Genomic DNA, 16,091 nt, shown 5'->3' with positions numbered 1-16,091 from the left:
TATTATATTATTATAAACATTTTCGTTTACTGATTGAATGTCCATCCCGATGACACGTACTTTCGATTTATGTTTTGGATTAGCATTATATTGCCGAATCCAATCAAGTAAATCTAGCATTTCTTTCGTCTTAAATACAGGTGTTAGATGTTGGCTTGGGTTTCCCTTACCAGTAAGAACATATCGATCAAGTTCCAAGGCCCTATCCCATCCCTCTTCTAAAACTAGATTGGTAAAGCCCTTTTCAGATACTAAATAATTAACAATACGGTGTTTCATCGTAAAAACTTCATGAGCCCCATGCGTAGCTTCACCTAAACCTACAATTGAAGCTGAACCTACCATATCCTTAAGTGGTTTCAAATCATTAAGAGATGCAGTTGGATTAGTTGTTTTTAAAGGCTTTGCATGTGCTTCTAACCATTTCGCTATTTGATTTGTATTGTAGGGAGCTGTAACAGAAACCTCTGTTTTCGAATCTGCATAAGTATTTCCTACAAAATGAGTCATTGTTATAGCAGAAGCAACAATTGCAACAATCATTTTCTTTTTCATAAAAACCTCCTGAAATATTTACTCGCTAGTTTTTTACATGATATTCCAATTTTCATTTAAACCATTCATTTTCTTATTACTGTTAAGATACATTTATTCTAATTCCTAAAACTCACTTATTTCTTAATAGGTTCTTAAGAAATTCTTAATTCATTTATACGAATATAAAACTACATAAACTTCAATCTATTGTAGTGTAAATTCCTCATTGCATTACCTTATAATGTACAGATATTCGTTATAAATGATGTTATCTAAAGTACTCAATTTCAGTATGTATTATTAACGTAGTTAATATATGGTTAATATGAAGTTCCAAAGTTTGATTGTTTATAGTCTCTTTATCATAGAGTTAATTTAGGGGTTATTTTTTGTTCACTTCATTTTTTTCGGCACTCTGCATCTAGACGGTATATCCATTGGCCACAGTTAGACTATTTCAAATCAAAAAAATAGATTACCTGCACACTAAAGAGTATAGCGCACAGGTAATCTAGTTGTTTTTGAGATTAATAAAAAACTAATTTATTTTTTGAATTCTTCCATCAATAATAGACTGAATTGGTTCTTTTGATTTTTTTATATAATCTACTAATGCTTCAAAATCAGTTGGTCCTGTTTCAGCATCTTTACCGTTTTTAAAGGATACAAATCCATCTCCACCTGAAGCTAGAAATGCGTTAGCAACGACGCTGTAAGTTTTAGAAGGAATAATTTCTTCTCCATTTGTTAAGCGAATACTTGTTACTTTTTCTCCGTTAGGCTTGTTCGCATCCCAAGTGTATTGGATTCCTGAAATTTGAAGCATTCTTGTTATGTCTTTTTGCCATTGTTGATTTAAAATATCACGAATGTCTTGACCTGTTAAATTTACTTTTATTAATTGATTTCCGAATGGTTGAATACCATATATCTCTCCCCATGTAATATCACCAGCATCTAAGTCATTACGAATACCACCAGGATTCATAAGTGCAATTTGGGATTGCATTGTTGCACGCTGAGCATCAGCAACTAAATTTCCGAGAGTAGATTCACCAGCCGTATTGAGTTTACGATCTAGTGGAGCAATAGACTTACCTACAATTTCATTAACAAGAGGTGCGATTTTTGCTTGATATTTCTCCATCTTCTTCTTGATTTTTTTATCAGGCTCCATGCCTTCATGGTAAGTTGTAACAATTTCTGCTTTTTTCTCAACAATATCTTGTGTTTTACGATCAATCTTTACATCAACATCAGCAAAAGCCATACCATATGAATTTGCTTGTACGACAAGTTTATTATTAACAGTTCCATTTACATAGGTGTGGCTATGGCCACCAAAAATAACATCGACTTCTGGATCAGTCTCATTTGCTAATCGGACGATATCACCATTTGTTACGCCGTTCCCATCTGTTATACCTCCGTTATGTGCAAGAACAACGATAGATTTAACGCCTAGTTTTTTTAATTGCTTTACGGATTTGTTAATAGCTTCAACTTCATCTGTAATTTCTACATTCTTTAGCATAGTAGGCATAACAAGGTTAGGAACATCCGTTGTTACGACTCCGATAAAGCCAACAGGAACTCCTTGTACCTTTTTTATAGTGAATGGTGGTAAAAATAAACGACCGGTGGATTTATTATAGAAATTTGCAGCAACATATGGGAATTTTGCTCCTTTAAAATTTCCTGTTTTCTCATGGTATCCACCATAAATAAGGCGGTTCATTTCTTCAACACCTTCATCAAATTCATGATTTCCTATCGTTCCAACATCGAATTTCAAATCATTTAGAAATTCAATCGTAGGTTCGTCTTGTAATAATGCTGAAACAGGAGTACTTGCTCCAACAACATCGCCAGCATGTACCTTTAATGTATTCGGATTTTGTTTTTCACGATCACGTAAATAAGCCCCTAAGTACTCAATTCCCCCTGCATCTTTATTGTTAATTTTTTTTACAGTGTCTAGTTGCCCATGAAAATCGTTAATACCGAGCATTTGTACATCTATGTAGCGGTTTTGTTCTGTACTTGCTTGGATTGAAGGCGCAGCAAATACACTAGTAAAAGTAACTGTACTTAATGCTAAAGCAACTGGAATGATTTTTTTCAACATAAAATTTCTCTCCCCTAATTAAAATCTGACATAATACGATGTTATTTTAATATATTAAGAGAATTATTTCCACAAAAATTCTACCAATTATAAAAATTAATAAGATTTTATTGTTTTCTGATAAAATATTTCTTCCTCAGAAAAATGTATATTTCTTTGTTTTGAGGATTATTCAAAATATTATCTTGATAGTAATATAACAATACTTCTAAGAAATCTAAAAAACTCTAATCAATATATTTTAGCTGTTAAGAAGAGTATTCAATCCAAAATTAATGGAGATTTATCAACCTAACATCTCACTATCACCATTTAAAAAGATGCTCCTGGATTTATCCAAGAGCATCTTTTATAAAGCTTTATTTTTTACTTGTTTATAATTTATCAATTAACAATTATATAGTTGTAATCAGTCATTTAAAAATAATAGGAGTGCTTCATTAAATTCTTTAGCATGCGTTGCATGTAGCCCATGTGGACCACCCTTTATTAAGGCCACTTTAGAATTAGGAATTGCTTCATGTGTTAATTTCCCACTATATTCATATGGTACAGTTGCATCAGAATCACCGTGAATAATAAGAGTAGGTATATTAAACTTCTCCAAGTCTTTTCTAAAATCTGTCTTACTAAAGGCGGTAATACAATCAAGTGTTCCTTTAGGTGATGCACTGGCTGCAATATCCCAATTATATAAACGGAATGGCTCACTAACTAAATCTGTTCGATTACCAGCCGCGAAAAATCCCTTAGTAAATTCATCAAGAAATGCAAGGCGGTCATTTATCACACCACTTTTGAATGCTTCAATTGTTGCATCATCTAATGCCCCTTCAGGATGATTCTCTGATTTGTATAAATATGGAGGTACTGCTCCAGCAAAAACAGCCTTTTCAATACGATCTGTTCCATACGTACTAATATACCGGGCTACTTCGCCTCCACCCATAGAAAAACCAACAAGTGTGACATTTTGAAGCTCTAAATGTTCTAATAGTTGATGTAAATCAGAAGTAAAGGTATCATATTCATACCCTTCCCACGGCTGAGATGATTGTCCAAATCCTCGACGATCATATGTTATAACTCTGTATCCAACCTCAACAAGAGCGGGAACTTGGTATTCCCAAGATCGACCACTTAACGGCCAACCATGAATGAGTACAACTGGTTTTCCTGTGCCATGATCCTCATAATATATCTCAATTGGTGCTTGATTTTCGGTTCCTACAGTAATTTTAGCCATGCTTCTACCTCCAAAAAATATTCTAATATGTATCCTTTTCTTCAATAATCTGGATGAATGTCATAACCTATTCATGCACGTTTATGTTGTGAACTCTAAGTATGAAACTCTATTGTTCCAATGCATTCATTTTCTCCTTTTGGAACAATCCCCCCTCTAATACCTTTTTCATCATAAAATAATTACTGAACATTACTCCTATTCAATTGTAATAACAAAAATAGGTGACTATCAATATTGTTCTATCTATAGGATGTATAGGTAAAACCAATCTATTTTATAGTGAAAACAACTATAGTTACGACCTATACGAATTATAGATAATTTAGAATTGATTAACGAATCAGTTTTCAAATACTATAAATTTGTATAGCACTTCATGTTCTATGAATGCTGCTATAACCAATATTATTGGTCAGCTTAGTTATAAACGAAGAAACTTATGATAGTATTCGACTATTTAAACTTTCTTCGATTACTTAATTTTTAGGAGGAATACATAATGACTGATCTCTATTCTCGTATTAACAAAGACGATGCTGTCGTGCTTTTAGTAGATCATCAAACTGGTCTTATGTCCGGACTAGTACGTGACTATGGTGTTGATGAATTCAAGAACAATGTTTTAGCTCTTGCTCATACTGCTAAGTTTTTTGATTTACCAGTTATTTTAACAACAAGTTTTGAAAACGGGCCTAACGGACCTTTAATGCAAGAATTGGTTGATCTCTTTCCTCATGCACCAAAAATAGCTCGACCTGGACAAATTAACGCATGGGATAATGATGATTTTGTAAAAGCAATCGAAGAAACTGGAAAAAAGCAACTTATCATCGCGGGCGTAGTTACGGACGTTTGTGTTGCTTTCCCTGCACTTTCCGCTATAAAAGCTGGATATGAAGTATTTGCTGTTACTGATGCTTCAGGAACTTTCAGTAAACAAGTTGCAGATGCTGCCAATACACGTATGGCACATAGTGGCGTGCAACTTATGAACTGGTTTAGCGTAGCTTGCGAATTACAACGCGATTGGCGCAACGATGTCGAAGGTTTTGGCAATTTGCTTGCTAGCAATCTTCCAGGCTATCAAAATATAATTGGAAGCTATAGAGGAGCTCAGCGAGATCTTAGTAAACAAAATGCATAAATGTATCTCAAGTAAATAGCTTTAAATCACCTTTTTTAAAGTAGATAGTATAAATTTAGTGCTGATTAAATCAGCACTAAATTTAAATTAAAAAGTATAGTAGAGCTTCAATTGACAGAAGATACATTACTTTCAATAAACAATTGAAAAAGGAGCGTTTTATTATGAGTAATTTAGAATTGTTAAATCCGGAGAACAGTGCCTTAATTTTAATTGATTTTCAACCTCAAATGACTTTTGGAGTTGCAAGTATTGATAGACAAACATTGATTAATAACGTTATGCTACTTGCTAAATCAGCAAAAACTTTTAACGTACCTACTATTCTTACTACAGTTGAAACACGCAGCTTTTCTGGTTATTTTTGGCCACAAATTCTTGATATATTCCCAAACCATGAAATTATAGAACGTAGTTCAATGAACTCTTGGGAAGATCCGAAATTTGTTGAGGCAGTTAAAGCAACCGGTAGAAAGAAATTAATATTTGCAGCACTTTGGACTGAAGTTTGCCTTGCATTCCCTGTGCTTGAAGCAATTAAAGCTGGCTATGAGGTATATGCAGTTGATGATGCTTCAGGTGGTACTAGTTTGACAGCACATAACGCTGCTATGCGTCGTGTAGAACAAGCTGGTGCAATTCCAGTGACAGCAATTCAAGTTTTACTTGAATACCAACGTGACTGGGCACACAAAGACACTTATGATGCTGTAATGGAGATTGTAAAGGAACACACTGGTGCTTATGGTCAAGGTGTAGAATACGCATATACTATGGTGCATGGCGCGCTTCCAAGCAGGAAAATATGAAACAAGAAGGAGTAGCTGTCGAAGAGACTTATACAGGGAACACGATGGATGCCGGCAATCCAGTAACAACGATTGTTACATGGGAAATTCAAGAAGGTAGAGAAAAACAGTTTGAAACATGGAGACATGAAATTGAGGCTGCGGCTACTAAATTCCCAGGACATTTAGGTGTAAATCTAATAGTCCCAAGTAACGAATCCAGAGAGTATACTGTTATTTTTCGCTTTGATACGTATGAGCATCTACGTACTTGGCAAGAATCAGATGTTCGCCGGGATTTGTTAAAAACGGCGGAGCAATTTCAAGCCGCTAATCCAACTTACAAAACTGAAAGCAGTTTGGCTTATTGGTTTGTTACTCCGAAAACGCCAGTTCCACCGCCAAAATGGAAAATGTCTATCGTTACCCTTCTGGGTGTATGGCCTCTTAGCATGTTAGTTCCTAAAGTGATAGGACCTATTATAAAACATATGAATCCTATTATGTCAGCTTTTTTTGTTTCTGTATGTATCGTGTCCTTGCTATCATGGGTAGTCATGCCGATTTTCGGTAAATTATTTCATCCATGGTTACAAAATAATAGGAAGTAGACGAGGTGTGAATATGAATGTACCGGATATGATCTTATACAACGGAAAAATTACTACCCTTGACCCTTCTCAGCCTGAGGTATCTGCTATCGCCATAACTGATGGTTTAGTCACTGCAGTAGGTGGAGATGAGCTTCTTAATAGTGCCACGGAAAAAACAAAAAAAATAGACCTTAAAAGAAAGAGAGCTATTCCAGGCCTGAATGACTCTCATATACACGTTATTCGTGGTGGTCTGCATTATAATATGGAATTACGTTGGGAAGGCGTACCATCACTTTTTATTGCTCTAGAAATGCTCAAAGAACAGGCAAGACGTACACCTGCTCCTCAGTGGGTAAGAGTAGTTGGAGGTTGGTCTGAATTTCAATTTAAAGAGAGACGGATGCCAACATTAGAAGAGATTAATGCTGTTTCTGAAGACACGCCTGTCTTTGTGCTACATCTTTACGATAGAGCACTTGTAAATCGTGCAGGGCTACGTGCACTGGGATACACGAAAGATACCCCAGATCCTCCAGGCTGTTTAATTCAGCGGGATAAAAGAGGTAATCCAACAGGCCTTTTAATTGCTAACCCTAACGCTTCTATTCTTTATTCAAGTTTGGGTAAAGCTCCAGTACTTAATTTTGACGACCAGATTAACTCCACACGCCATTTTATGCGCGAATTAAATAGATTAGGTATTACAAGTGCCATTGATGCAGGTGGCGGTTTCCAAAATTATCCTGACGACTACAAAGTTGTTGAACATTTAGCCGAGAAGGAACAATTAACTTTACGTATTGCTTATAATCTATTTACGCAAAATCCTAATCATGAATATGAAGACTTTGCTTCATGGACAAAAATTGTTTCTCCAGGTCAAGGAAATGATAAGTATAAAATGAATGGTGCCGGAGAAATGTTAGTATTCTCTGCAGCTGATTTTGAAAAATTTCAAATGCCACAGCCCGAACTAGCTACGATGATGGAAGCTGACTTAAAGAAAGTAATTTCTCTATTGGTAGAAAACCGTTGGCCATTCCGTTTACATGCAACTTATGACGAATCAATCACACGTTTCTTAAATGTATTTGAGGAAGTCAACAAAGAAATTCCTTTTAATGGTCTACGATGGTGGTTTGACCATGCAGAAACTATCTCAGATCGTAGTATGGAACGTGTTAAGGCTTTAAATGGCGGTATTGCCATCCAAGACCGCATGGCTTTTCAAGGTGAATACTTTGTTGACTTATACGGAAAGGAAGCAGCAAAGCATACTCCTCCGATTTATCGTATGTTAGATCTTGGTATACCTGTTGGCGCCGGTAGTGATGCAACAAGGGTTTCCAGCTATAACCCTTGGGTCGCTCTTTACTGGATGGTTGCCGGAAAAACCATTGGTGGTCTTTCCATATACGATGAAAAAAATAAACTTGATAGAAAAGTAGCCCTGGAATTATATTCAAAAGGAAGTGCGTGGTTCTCTGGTGATGAAGGTAAAAAGGGAACCCTTGCAGTAGGTCAGTTTGCTGATATTGCTGTATTGTCTTCTGACTACTTTACTGTGCCAGAAGAAGAAATCAAAGACCTTGAATCATTACTCACCATTATGGGTGGGCAGGTTGTTTATGGAAATGATGAATTTAAAAATTTATCACCTGAATTGCCGCCAGCATCACCTGATTGGTCACCGACGGGCGTTTATGGTTATGGTGGTGCTAACCTAGCAAACACTATACTTTCTCACGATTCCCATGATAACAAGTTACATAGTTGTAGTAACCCTCTCCATCAACACACCCATACCGTAATAGGAAAAGATGGAACTAAATGGGGTATTGGTTGTACTTGCTTTGCTTTCTAAATCAAAACCACCGGTATAATGCCGGTGGTTTTCTTTCTACAATAAGGATATATAAATTCAAAATAGCAGTGTATATCCCTACATGGAATCTGTTACTATGCGATAAGATCGAAGAATTGATTGATTAACTTAACTTGTTTTTGATAGCCTTCTCTCCTTGCAAAGTCTGTCCTTTTTTCCTTAATTAAAAGTCAATGGTATCCCCCTTTTTGATCGACTACACCACACATATAAATCCACTGTCCTTCGACTTTAATATAGATTTTAATTTTTTCAATTGTTACACTAGGATCATTATTATTTCTATTACACTGATACTTTTTGAGAATCATTTAACTTCTGCATAAAGATGCGTGCTGCAAAACTTAAAAATTTATCATCAAAGTGTATAAGATTAATATCTTGACTTGGTGTTGGATCAGTAATACGAACTATGCTCAAAGTATCATTATTAACAAAGTTAACCAGTGAAAGAGGTATTATGGCAACCCCATGTCCATTGTATACAAGGCTCAATAGAGAAATAGAAGATTTTGTTTCTATATTTGCTTCAGATAAAGATAACCCTAAACTCTCACAATATATCTTAATAGATTCACGACAACTACATGAAACCATTACTCTACTGAGCCCCACTAATTCTCGAAAAGAAACAAATGATTTATCATTCAAAGGATGATTTTTTGGAATGACAAGGACGAGCTCTTCACTATACAAAAGGGTGTTTGTTAATGTGTCTGGAATTTGAGCACTACGTGTAATCCCGAAATCAATATTTTTGTCAACGATTTGATTTACAGCAACTTCGGATTCTATAATCTTTACTACAATGTTGGGATAATGTTGTTGAAACTTCATAATATAAGGTGTTAAATAAGTGAGATCCTCTAATAGACCTCCTATAGTAATCACACCTCTTTTTACACCCTTTAATTCAAAAATTTCATTATAAACGTCATCAAATTGTTGCATGATAAATTTTCCTTTATCAAATAGCAGCTTACCCGCTTCTGTCATTTTGATACCTCTTCCAACTCGATGAAACAAGGGTGTATCAAGTTCACCTTCTAAAACTCGTATTTGTTGACTTAAAGTCGGCTGTGAAATACCTAGAACTTCCGCAGCTTTAGTGAAACTATTATTATTACAAACTTGAATAAAATACTCTAAATGACGTAATTCCATTCTTGATACCCACTCTCCGCTTTATGAAAGATTTATAATTTAAAGGACGATATGTATACGTTAACATAACAACTTTATTTCATATTATACCGATTGAAATTACACGCTTTATTCATTTTGTATTATAATAAATTTACTACCATTTATTAATTTTTCCTCCTATTTATTTAAATTATATTTAATTAGGACATTACTAATTCGAGATATATTTCTAAAGATTTATAGTTCTAGTGCATAATACCCTAATTTTTTCAACTTTTCGATTATCATTTTTTTCTCAATATAGTCCAAACCACCAAATATTTGCTGAATCGCCTCTTTATGCTGAGGAAAAATAATATCCATTAGTTCAATACCTTCTGAAGTAATTGACGCATACGTGACACGGCGGTCTTTAGGACATGGTTTTCGTATTAAGAACCTCTTCTTTTCCAACTTATCCACTACATACGTGATACTACTACTTGCAAGTAATATTTTGTCTCCAATTTTTTGTATAGGCTGATCGCCTTTACTATACAGTAGCTCAAGCACTGCAAATTCTGTTGGATTAAGTCCATAACTTTTTATATCCTCTTCAATACGCTTAGTAATTGACTGTATTGCCCTAGATAATATAACAAATAACTTTAAAGATAAGCTCTCATCGTTAATCACGCTCATAATTACCAATCCTTTACAAGTTATCTTGAATTCGAGATTCATTATATTATCGTCAAAATATTATGTCAATCATTCATTTTAGCTTTATCAATCCATTTATAATTTATTTCTCAACATATGACATATGGAATTAGAAGAAAACAATTGTTAATATATAAGTATCTCAATTACGTTATTTCTTTTAAAGAGAGCTTGTTTTTAATCGCAAGTTCTCTTTTGCCATATTCTAAATTGAATTCGGACAAATTTCAGATGATGAGTCTGCCCCCCCAAGTATATGATATAGTTTTTTTAACAAAGATTAGAGCCCTCCTACAAGAAGGAGGGCTCTAATCTTTCATATAAATATTCACCATTTTTATCATTGCGAGGACATCAAAACTTTAACTTGATGGGGATATGGTGCTATCTCAATTAATAAATATTACAAACCATATATCTATCATATTTTTTATAAACAGGATTAATTAGATTTAAAAAAAGATTTCTTTTTCTTTACTCGTAATAAGTCACCTGTCCATCCTTTGAATCGCATATACATATACATCCCCCCTGTTGTGAAAATAATAAATAAGAGAGCGATTAAATAGCTATATTTCCATTCTAGTTCAGGCATGTATTTAAAATTCATACCCCATAATGCTCCTAAGGCTGTCAAAGGCGTACTCACAGCAGTTAATACAGTAAGAGCTTTCATAATTTCATTCCCACGATGAGAAGAAACAACTTCTTGTAAATGAATCATCGTGTCTAATTCTTCTTGGTACTCTTTAACAAGTTGTAATCCACGCTCTAATTTTACGTGTGTTTGTTTATAACAAAGGGTGTTTGTTAGTTTTTCTAACCAAGCTTCTTTTAGGCCTTGTAACACTTCTTGTATTAAGCGAAACACATGTGTGTTCATAAATAATTCATGACGAATATGATAAATCCTTTCTAAAACTGCTATGTTATTATGATGATAAAAATCCCATAATACATTTCTGAAATTGTTTTCAAAGTAGTCAACCTTTCGCAAATAATGAGATATAAACATTGATAAGATAGCACATAATCCTTCAGCGGAACTATTACAATTTTTTGTACCCATAGGGAAATTATGTATTAATTTTTGGAAATCCTCTTCCTCTTTTTCCTGAACTGTTATCAGTATTCCATGAGCTACGAAATAATGAAGAAATTTTTGAATTTTGGCGTCCTTTTTATCTTGATCATATAAAAACGAACCATATACACAAGTTTGACTTGGTGATAACGTATAAACATATAATCCATTTTCACAAGGAGAACTTATTTTCTTTACAAATTGAGAGAAATAAGATGTTACATCACGAGGGATTATAGAAGAAAGTTTTTCAAGCTCACTAGTTTTCACATGATACCAACTCCATTTCGTCATTTTTATGCATTCCATATTATTCTTCCTTTCTAAATTGTTTTATGTTTAATCGAATCATAACCGTAATATGACATTTGTATGTAGGTATTCATGTCTTGGAGGAAAAGTTTTTAGATCATCTAAATTACAAAATAAATGACATAGGAGGCCTTATTCTTTTAAAAGAAAGACCCCCTATATATTAGTTATTTTCATTCTCAATTTTAAACATTTCCTCTATACAAGCACTTTTTATCTTTTCTTATAAAGAATTTATTATATATGGAAAAGAAGCTACATAATTTGGCACGTCTATTTAACAAACTCCATTTCATTCGTTATTATAATTTGGATTCATATGCAGATTGATTGGTGATGTCCTCAAATACTTGACTCCCAATAATATAGTATCCATGGAGTGCAGCCTCTTTCGAAGCGTCTACCATACGGAAAGAAGAAATTTCACTTTGCATTTTTTCAATTCGTTTTTTGTGGAGATCTACTATTCCTCCTGTCCAAATAATAGTGTTATACTGTTCTAACGTAAATTGTTCTTGTAATACACGCATGACGTCTTGGAAGTGTGCATCCAACTCTTTTTGAATCAAAGTATGAACCTGACTTGTCTCATGATTTTCTTCTCGACATTCATATCCTTTTTCTAATATGTTTGGCATGTCGTTAATATGCAATTGATTACTTTCACCCTCATGATTCTGCACGATATTCTTAATATTTTTCAAAGGCTTGCTACATCCTAGTTCCGCCTCATAATGATTTAAAATGACATTCTGTTTCATATCTGTCATTTCTACTGTACGAAATCCGCCATCAATAATTAAGATGCGATCTCGTTCCTGAATGATTCCCTCTTTTAAGAAATAGGCATGTAAAGCGACCGGTTGCTGAAGAATCAAAGCATTTTCCACCGTAATATGAATAAATTTCCCATCAATTTGTACGGAAGTTTCTTTTTTTAGTGCACGTTGTAATTGCTCATGCTGACTACCAAAACAAGTAACGGGGAGCCCGGTAACAACTAGAGGTAACACGACATTTTCTTTATAATCCTTTGCAATGCAACCAAATATTTGTTGTTTAAATCGTTCGCTTTCATAATAATTTTCTATTTCTTCGTCAAATGGAGGAAGAAACGAAGCGTCAGATTGATGTGCTTCATTTCCCATGTAGTATGCAAAGTCTAAGTCTATAAAACTTACCTTTGTTAAATCTTCACTTTCAGCATGATTAGGTACAGGGGCTAGTGTGGAAGCTTCACTCTTAACCGTCATCTCAGAATCTACATCCTGGCGATATGCCCTTTTGGTAAAGCCAATTCCTACATCAATTGCATACAGAGATTTCATACTTTTTTCCTCACTTTCTATTTTTAGAGTTACATCTAGGCACTCTCTTCTTTCCCTTCTTTCACATATTTCTTTTCATTTTTCGTTTTTTCCCCGTCTAAGTTCTTACTATTTTCATTTATTTCGTAATCCTTTTCATCTGTTTTCTTTTTGTTATTTTCGTTTTCTGTTAAGTCTTTAATGGTAGAAATCACAACTGGTGTGGCTGTAAGCAGTTGTGGTAATGTTTGTTTTGCAACATTAGCTGCAGTTACAGAAAATTGTTTACTTGTCTCAGTTACCTTCTCCAATGTTTCCTTTATGTTTCCTTCTTGTAGTTTTTCTTTTACGCTTTTTCCTTTTGTTTGTATAGCTTTCCGATTTTCTTTTTTTAATAGGGAGACTATGACTCCGGTCGTAATTCCAATCACAGCATATTTAAATATTGTATGTTTCATTTTTCTCATCCTTTTCTATTTTTATTTTCCTCCATGCTACAACCTAAAATAATTACCTTACCTATTTATCAGATGTTGCAATCTATTACAGAGAATGATAGTTTTGCGGCTGCCTAGCATTCGCCATTGGTACTTCAGCTGTTACTAGGAGTAAAATCTTCCCTTGATCTAGTTTTTCTTCATATAAGTTAGCTTCCTCCTTCGACAACCCCATTTCTTCCATTTGATTTCGAAGTTCGTCCCCTTTTTTGGAGAAAAAGTTGATAATACTTGTTCCCAATCCTTGTTCTTTTACTCCAATCGTATTTGTGTTTGTATCATCCGCAATCCTTTTTGTTATATGTTTTTCATGTGCTAAAACATAAATGTCATCGTGGCGAACCCCTTGCAATTCTAGCTCTTTTACTTTCATAACTACTTCCTGTTCATTTTGATATTCATAAACTACCGTTTTTCTTTCATTCGTATGCATGGTATCTTTCCTCCTTTAGATTTTTTATTTTTTATTTAGTTGTTATGTAATATGTAATACACCTATTTTAAAGATGTTAAACCTAAATTTTCGAAAAATTTCATACAATAGGTTATTCATGTTTTTAATATCAAAGAAATGTCACAAGAACTTTGCTTTGATAAAAGCGCTCCAAATAACGATTTGTTTGGAAGGTAAGCCCATTGTTTTATAGAAATCATAGAAAAATAAAAAAGCACTCCTTTTTAAAGAGTGCTTTTAAAAAACATATAACCTAATCAAAATATTTCTATTTTGATTACGGAAAGAAAGTCTTTATTAAAACATATGGTTGCTAATTTAATTGCGATCTGCCTTGCACCCAAGCAGCAATATCATTTATAACATACTCAGGGATATTAGCAGGACTATAATATTCATTTGGCTTACTTATTTCCCCTTCACCCTCTGTAAAGAAATGATTTAACTTTGGATATAGTCGATAATCTACGTTATCTCGTTCTTTTAATTGTTCTTTCCAAAGAGGAATTTCAATTTTTGATTGAACTTGATAGTCTCTTTCTCCTTGAATAATAAGAAGCGGTGTCTTTTGTTCTTTTGACATTTCTGCCGCTTTAATTTTCCGTATAGAATCCCAAAATACTGCTGATCCTAAGTAAAAATCTTTTGGGGGATTCTGACCAGAGAAATTAGGATCATTTAATAATTCAAATTGCGATTTGTAGAATTTATATTGATCCAGGTTCATTGCTCCAATAGAGAAAAGGTACTCAAATTGATCTAAAACAACGTCTTGGATCGTACGAGCTGGCCCTCCCATTACAATTGCTCCAGCAATATTTTTATTTTGGTCTTTTTCAATCATTTTCGGAAGCATCATTCCACCTTGACTATGACCCAAAATATAAATTTGATTTTTATTTATTAGAGGCTCATTTTTAAGAAATTGAGTTACAAGAAGAGCATCATCTGTTGTCTCTTTATCAACTGTATAAAAGGGACTGAATTGTGTTTTCAACCCATGTTCATAAGTTCTTTTATTATAGCGAAGGACAGCAATTCCCTTCGATGCAAGACCTTCAGCTAAATCGCGAAATGGTTTTAAAGCAAACGCTGTTTCATCCTGATCAGTTGCTCCTGATCCTTGAACAAGAATAACCGCTGGAAAAGGACCCTTTCCTTTTGGAACCGACAATGTTCCTGGTAATGGAAATGCACCACTTCCAACTACTACTTCTTTATCAACAAATGATTCAGGCTTACTATATGATGGACGCTCTGCAACAGGACTAAACGACATGCTGAGTTGAAAATCGTCTATTTTTCCAGATGGATCTAGTTTAATTAGTAAAGGTACAGTCATTTTTTCAAAAACTAATTGAATCTCCACATTTGTATGAACAGGATTTATCTCTTTTTGTGTAACCTCCCCAATTTCTATAAAAGAACCTGCTTGTAATTGCACTGGGAGTCCCTCCCAATAGTTCTTCAGCCATTCTTCGGATATTATTTTCTGTAATGACCTTGAGGTTAAATCAAATGCAGATTTATAATCTTCACTATTCATATGGCGAATAAATGAAAGAGTAGTAGATATAATAGGATTTTTATCATCACTATTGTCTACTTTTTTTATAGTTGTGTTTGCTTCCTTTAATTTCGAACTAAATTGGTAGTTAAACGGATAGTTATATGTATAAGGATATAAGCTTGTTTTCAATACTTCCGTATTCCGTCCCTCATACAAACTTGAAGAACTCGTAAAATTTTCAGGTGAAATTACTTCCTCCGCATATGAGACTGAGGGAATTGCTATTGTAAAAATTGCACTGACAAGTAATAACTTATTACTTATTCTTCTTTTCTTACCCATAATTATTGATTCTCCTTTCAAAATTAAAAATTTCTAATACAATATGCCAACTATAAGGAAAATAAAAATTATTAAAGAGATTAATAATCTATTTTACGATCCCCCCCTAACTAGTTAAAAATCTATCATTAACAAACTTCAATAAAAAATGCCTTCCCCCTCTTTTTTTATCATTGGATTTTTCAGTGACATAGAAGCACAGTGCCGTATTACATGTAACTGACCCATGTGATTCTCTATTCCAAAAGAAAAAAGCAATCCACTAGATGCTTTCTTTAATTGTTCTCACTCTAATTTTTTTAGATAATTCTCTTATTACTGTAAGATACATTTATTCTAAATCCTAAAACTCACTTATTTCTTGATAGGTTCTTAAGAAATATCAAAAAATAAAGAAAACAAGTTATTTG

Annotated in this window: 14 protein-coding genes; 4 read left to right on the top strand and 10 right to left on the bottom strand. The window is 33.9% G+C overall.

What is annotated here, in order from left to right:
• The 3 genes from DN404_RS06040 to DN404_RS06030 all read right to left on the bottom strand — a co-directional run.
• A partial coding sequence (locus DN404_RS06040; RefSeq protein ID WP_149214829.1) for an erythromycin esterase family protein occupies positions 1-555 on the bottom strand: 555 nt, incomplete at its 3' end.
• A gap of 520 nt (positions 556-1,075) precedes the next feature.
• The gene (locus DN404_RS06035) at positions 1,076-2,665 is read right to left on the bottom strand and encodes a bifunctional metallophosphatase/5'-nucleotidase (RefSeq protein ID WP_016122791.1); all 1,590 of its coding nucleotides are present in this window, start codon (positions 2,663-2,665) and stop codon (positions 1,076-1,078) included.
• A 409-nt stretch (positions 2,666-3,074) separates the two neighbouring features.
• Positions 3,075-3,911, bottom strand: coding sequence for a bromoperoxidase (locus DN404_RS06030; protein WP_149214828.1), 837 nt, complete (start codon positions 3,909-3,911; stop codon positions 3,075-3,077).
• Between the two features lie 502 nt (positions 3,912-4,413).
• On the opposite strand from DN404_RS06030, the gene ycaC reads away from it, so the two are divergent.
• From ycaC to DN404_RS06010, 4 genes are all read left to right on the top strand, one after another.
• Positions 4,414-5,058, top strand: coding sequence for an isochorismate family cysteine hydrolase YcaC (ycaC, locus tag DN404_RS06025; protein ID WP_000131214.1), 645 nt, complete (start codon positions 4,414-4,416; stop codon positions 5,056-5,058).
• 164 nt (positions 5,059-5,222) lie between these two features.
• Positions 5,223-5,867 carry a hydrolase gene (locus tag DN404_RS06020; protein ID WP_000067162.1) on the top strand — a complete coding sequence of 215 codons (645 nt, stop codon included), beginning with the start codon at positions 5,223-5,225 and terminating at the stop codon, positions 5,865-5,867.
• Positions 5,864-6,457 carry an antibiotic biosynthesis monooxygenase gene (locus tag DN404_RS06015; RefSeq protein WP_016122792.1) on the top strand — a complete coding sequence of 198 codons (594 nt, stop codon included), beginning with the start codon at positions 5,864-5,866 and terminating at the stop codon, positions 6,455-6,457. The genes DN404_RS06020 and DN404_RS06015 overlap by 4 nt, the downstream gene beginning before the upstream one ends.
• 13 nt (positions 6,458-6,470) lie before the next feature.
• The gene (locus DN404_RS06010) at positions 6,471-8,306 is read left to right on the top strand and encodes an amidohydrolase (RefSeq protein ID WP_016122793.1); all 1,836 of its coding nucleotides are present in this window, start codon (positions 6,471-6,473) and stop codon (positions 8,304-8,306) included.
• Between the two features lie 306 nt (positions 8,307-8,612).
• Here DN404_RS06010 and DN404_RS06005 read toward each other — a convergent pair whose 3' ends face one another.
• From DN404_RS06005 to DN404_RS05975, 7 genes are all read right to left on the bottom strand, one after another.
• Positions 8,613-9,491 (bottom strand): LysR family transcriptional regulator, encoded by an 879-nt coding sequence (locus DN404_RS06005; RefSeq protein ID WP_000423186.1) that lies wholly within the window; start codon positions 9,489-9,491, stop codon positions 8,613-8,615.
• Between the two features lie 219 nt (positions 9,492-9,710).
• On the bottom strand, positions 9,711-10,154 hold the full coding sequence (locus tag DN404_RS06000) for a MarR family winged helix-turn-helix transcriptional regulator (RefSeq protein ID WP_016122794.1): 444 nt from the start codon (positions 10,152-10,154) through the stop codon (positions 9,711-9,713).
• A gap of 463 nt (positions 10,155-10,617) precedes the next feature.
• Positions 10,618-11,568 carry a magnesium transporter CorA family protein gene (locus tag DN404_RS05995; protein ID WP_149214827.1) on the bottom strand — a complete coding sequence of 317 codons (951 nt, stop codon included), beginning with the start codon at positions 11,566-11,568 and terminating at the stop codon, positions 10,618-10,620.
• Between the two features lie 305 nt (positions 11,569-11,873).
• Positions 11,874-12,899: a ParM/StbA family protein gene (locus DN404_RS05990; RefSeq protein ID WP_149214826.1), complete on the bottom strand. Its 1,026-nt coding sequence runs from the start codon at positions 12,897-12,899 to the stop codon at positions 11,874-11,876.
• 35 nt (positions 12,900-12,934) lie between these two features.
• On the bottom strand, positions 12,935-13,336 hold the full coding sequence (locus DN404_RS05985) for a hypothetical protein (RefSeq protein ID WP_000683215.1): 402 nt from the start codon (positions 13,334-13,336) through the stop codon (positions 12,935-12,937).
• A gap of 85 nt (positions 13,337-13,421) precedes the next feature.
• Positions 13,422-13,808, bottom strand: a complete 387-nt coding sequence (locus DN404_RS05980) for a YflT domain-containing protein (RefSeq protein WP_000557320.1) — start codon at positions 13,806-13,808, stop codon at positions 13,422-13,424.
• Between the two features lie 334 nt (positions 13,809-14,142).
• Positions 14,143-15,681 carry an alpha/beta hydrolase gene (locus tag DN404_RS05975; protein WP_149214825.1) on the bottom strand — a complete coding sequence of 513 codons (1,539 nt, stop codon included), beginning with the start codon at positions 15,679-15,681 and terminating at the stop codon, positions 14,143-14,145.
• Positions 15,682-16,091 lie beyond the last annotated feature (410 nt).

It is taken from the genome of Bacillus sp. TE8-1 (genome assembly GCF_008368855.1).
GTDB classification, from domain to species: Bacteria; Bacillota; Bacilli; order Bacillales; family Bacillaceae_G; genus Bacillus_A; species Bacillus_A cereus.
Note: the sequence above shows the minus strand (reverse complement) of the source record. Positions and strands in the feature narration are given on the sequence as shown.

Excerpts from the sequence above, each read along its gene's own strand:
- DN404_RS06035 (WP_016122791.1), bottom strand. The coding sequence starts at position 2,665 with ATGTTGAAAAAAATCATTCCAGTTGCTTTAGCATTAAGTACAGTTACT.
- DN404_RS06030 (WP_149214828.1), bottom strand. The coding sequence starts at position 3,911 with ATGGCTAAAATTACTGTAGGAACCGAAAATCAAGCACCAATTGAGATA.
- ycaC (WP_000131214.1), top strand. The coding sequence starts at position 4,414 with ATGACTGATCTCTATTCTCGTATTAACAAAGACGATGCTGTCGTGCTT.
- DN404_RS06020 (WP_000067162.1), top strand. The coding sequence starts at position 5,223 with ATGAGTAATTTAGAATTGTTAAATCCGGAGAACAGTGCCTTAATTTTA.
- DN404_RS06015 (WP_016122792.1), top strand. The coding sequence starts at position 5,864 with ATGAAACAAGAAGGAGTAGCTGTCGAAGAGACTTATACAGGGAACACG.
- DN404_RS06010 (WP_016122793.1), top strand. The coding sequence starts at position 6,471 with ATGAATGTACCGGATATGATCTTATACAACGGAAAAATTACTACCCTT.
- DN404_RS06005 (WP_000423186.1), bottom strand. The coding sequence starts at position 9,491 with ATGGAATTACGTCATTTAGAGTATTTTATTCAAGTTTGTAATAATAAT.
- DN404_RS06000 (WP_016122794.1), bottom strand. The coding sequence starts at position 10,154 with ATGAGCGTGATTAACGATGAGAGCTTATCTTTAAAGTTATTTGTTATA.
- DN404_RS05995 (WP_149214827.1), bottom strand. The coding sequence starts at position 11,568 with ATGGAATGCATAAAAATGACGAAATGGAGTTGGTATCATGTGAAAACT.
- DN404_RS05990 (WP_149214826.1), bottom strand. The coding sequence starts at position 12,899 with ATGAAATCTCTGTATGCAATTGATGTAGGAATTGGCTTTACCAAAAGG.
- DN404_RS05985 (WP_000683215.1), bottom strand. The coding sequence starts at position 13,336 with ATGAAACATACAATATTTAAATATGCTGTGATTGGAATTACGACCGGA.
- DN404_RS05980 (WP_000557320.1), bottom strand. The coding sequence starts at position 13,808 with ATGCATACGAATGAAAGAAAAACGGTAGTTTATGAATATCAAAATGAA.
- DN404_RS05975 (WP_149214825.1), bottom strand. The coding sequence starts at position 15,681 with ATGGGTAAGAAAAGAAGAATAAGTAATAAGTTATTACTTGTCAGTGCA.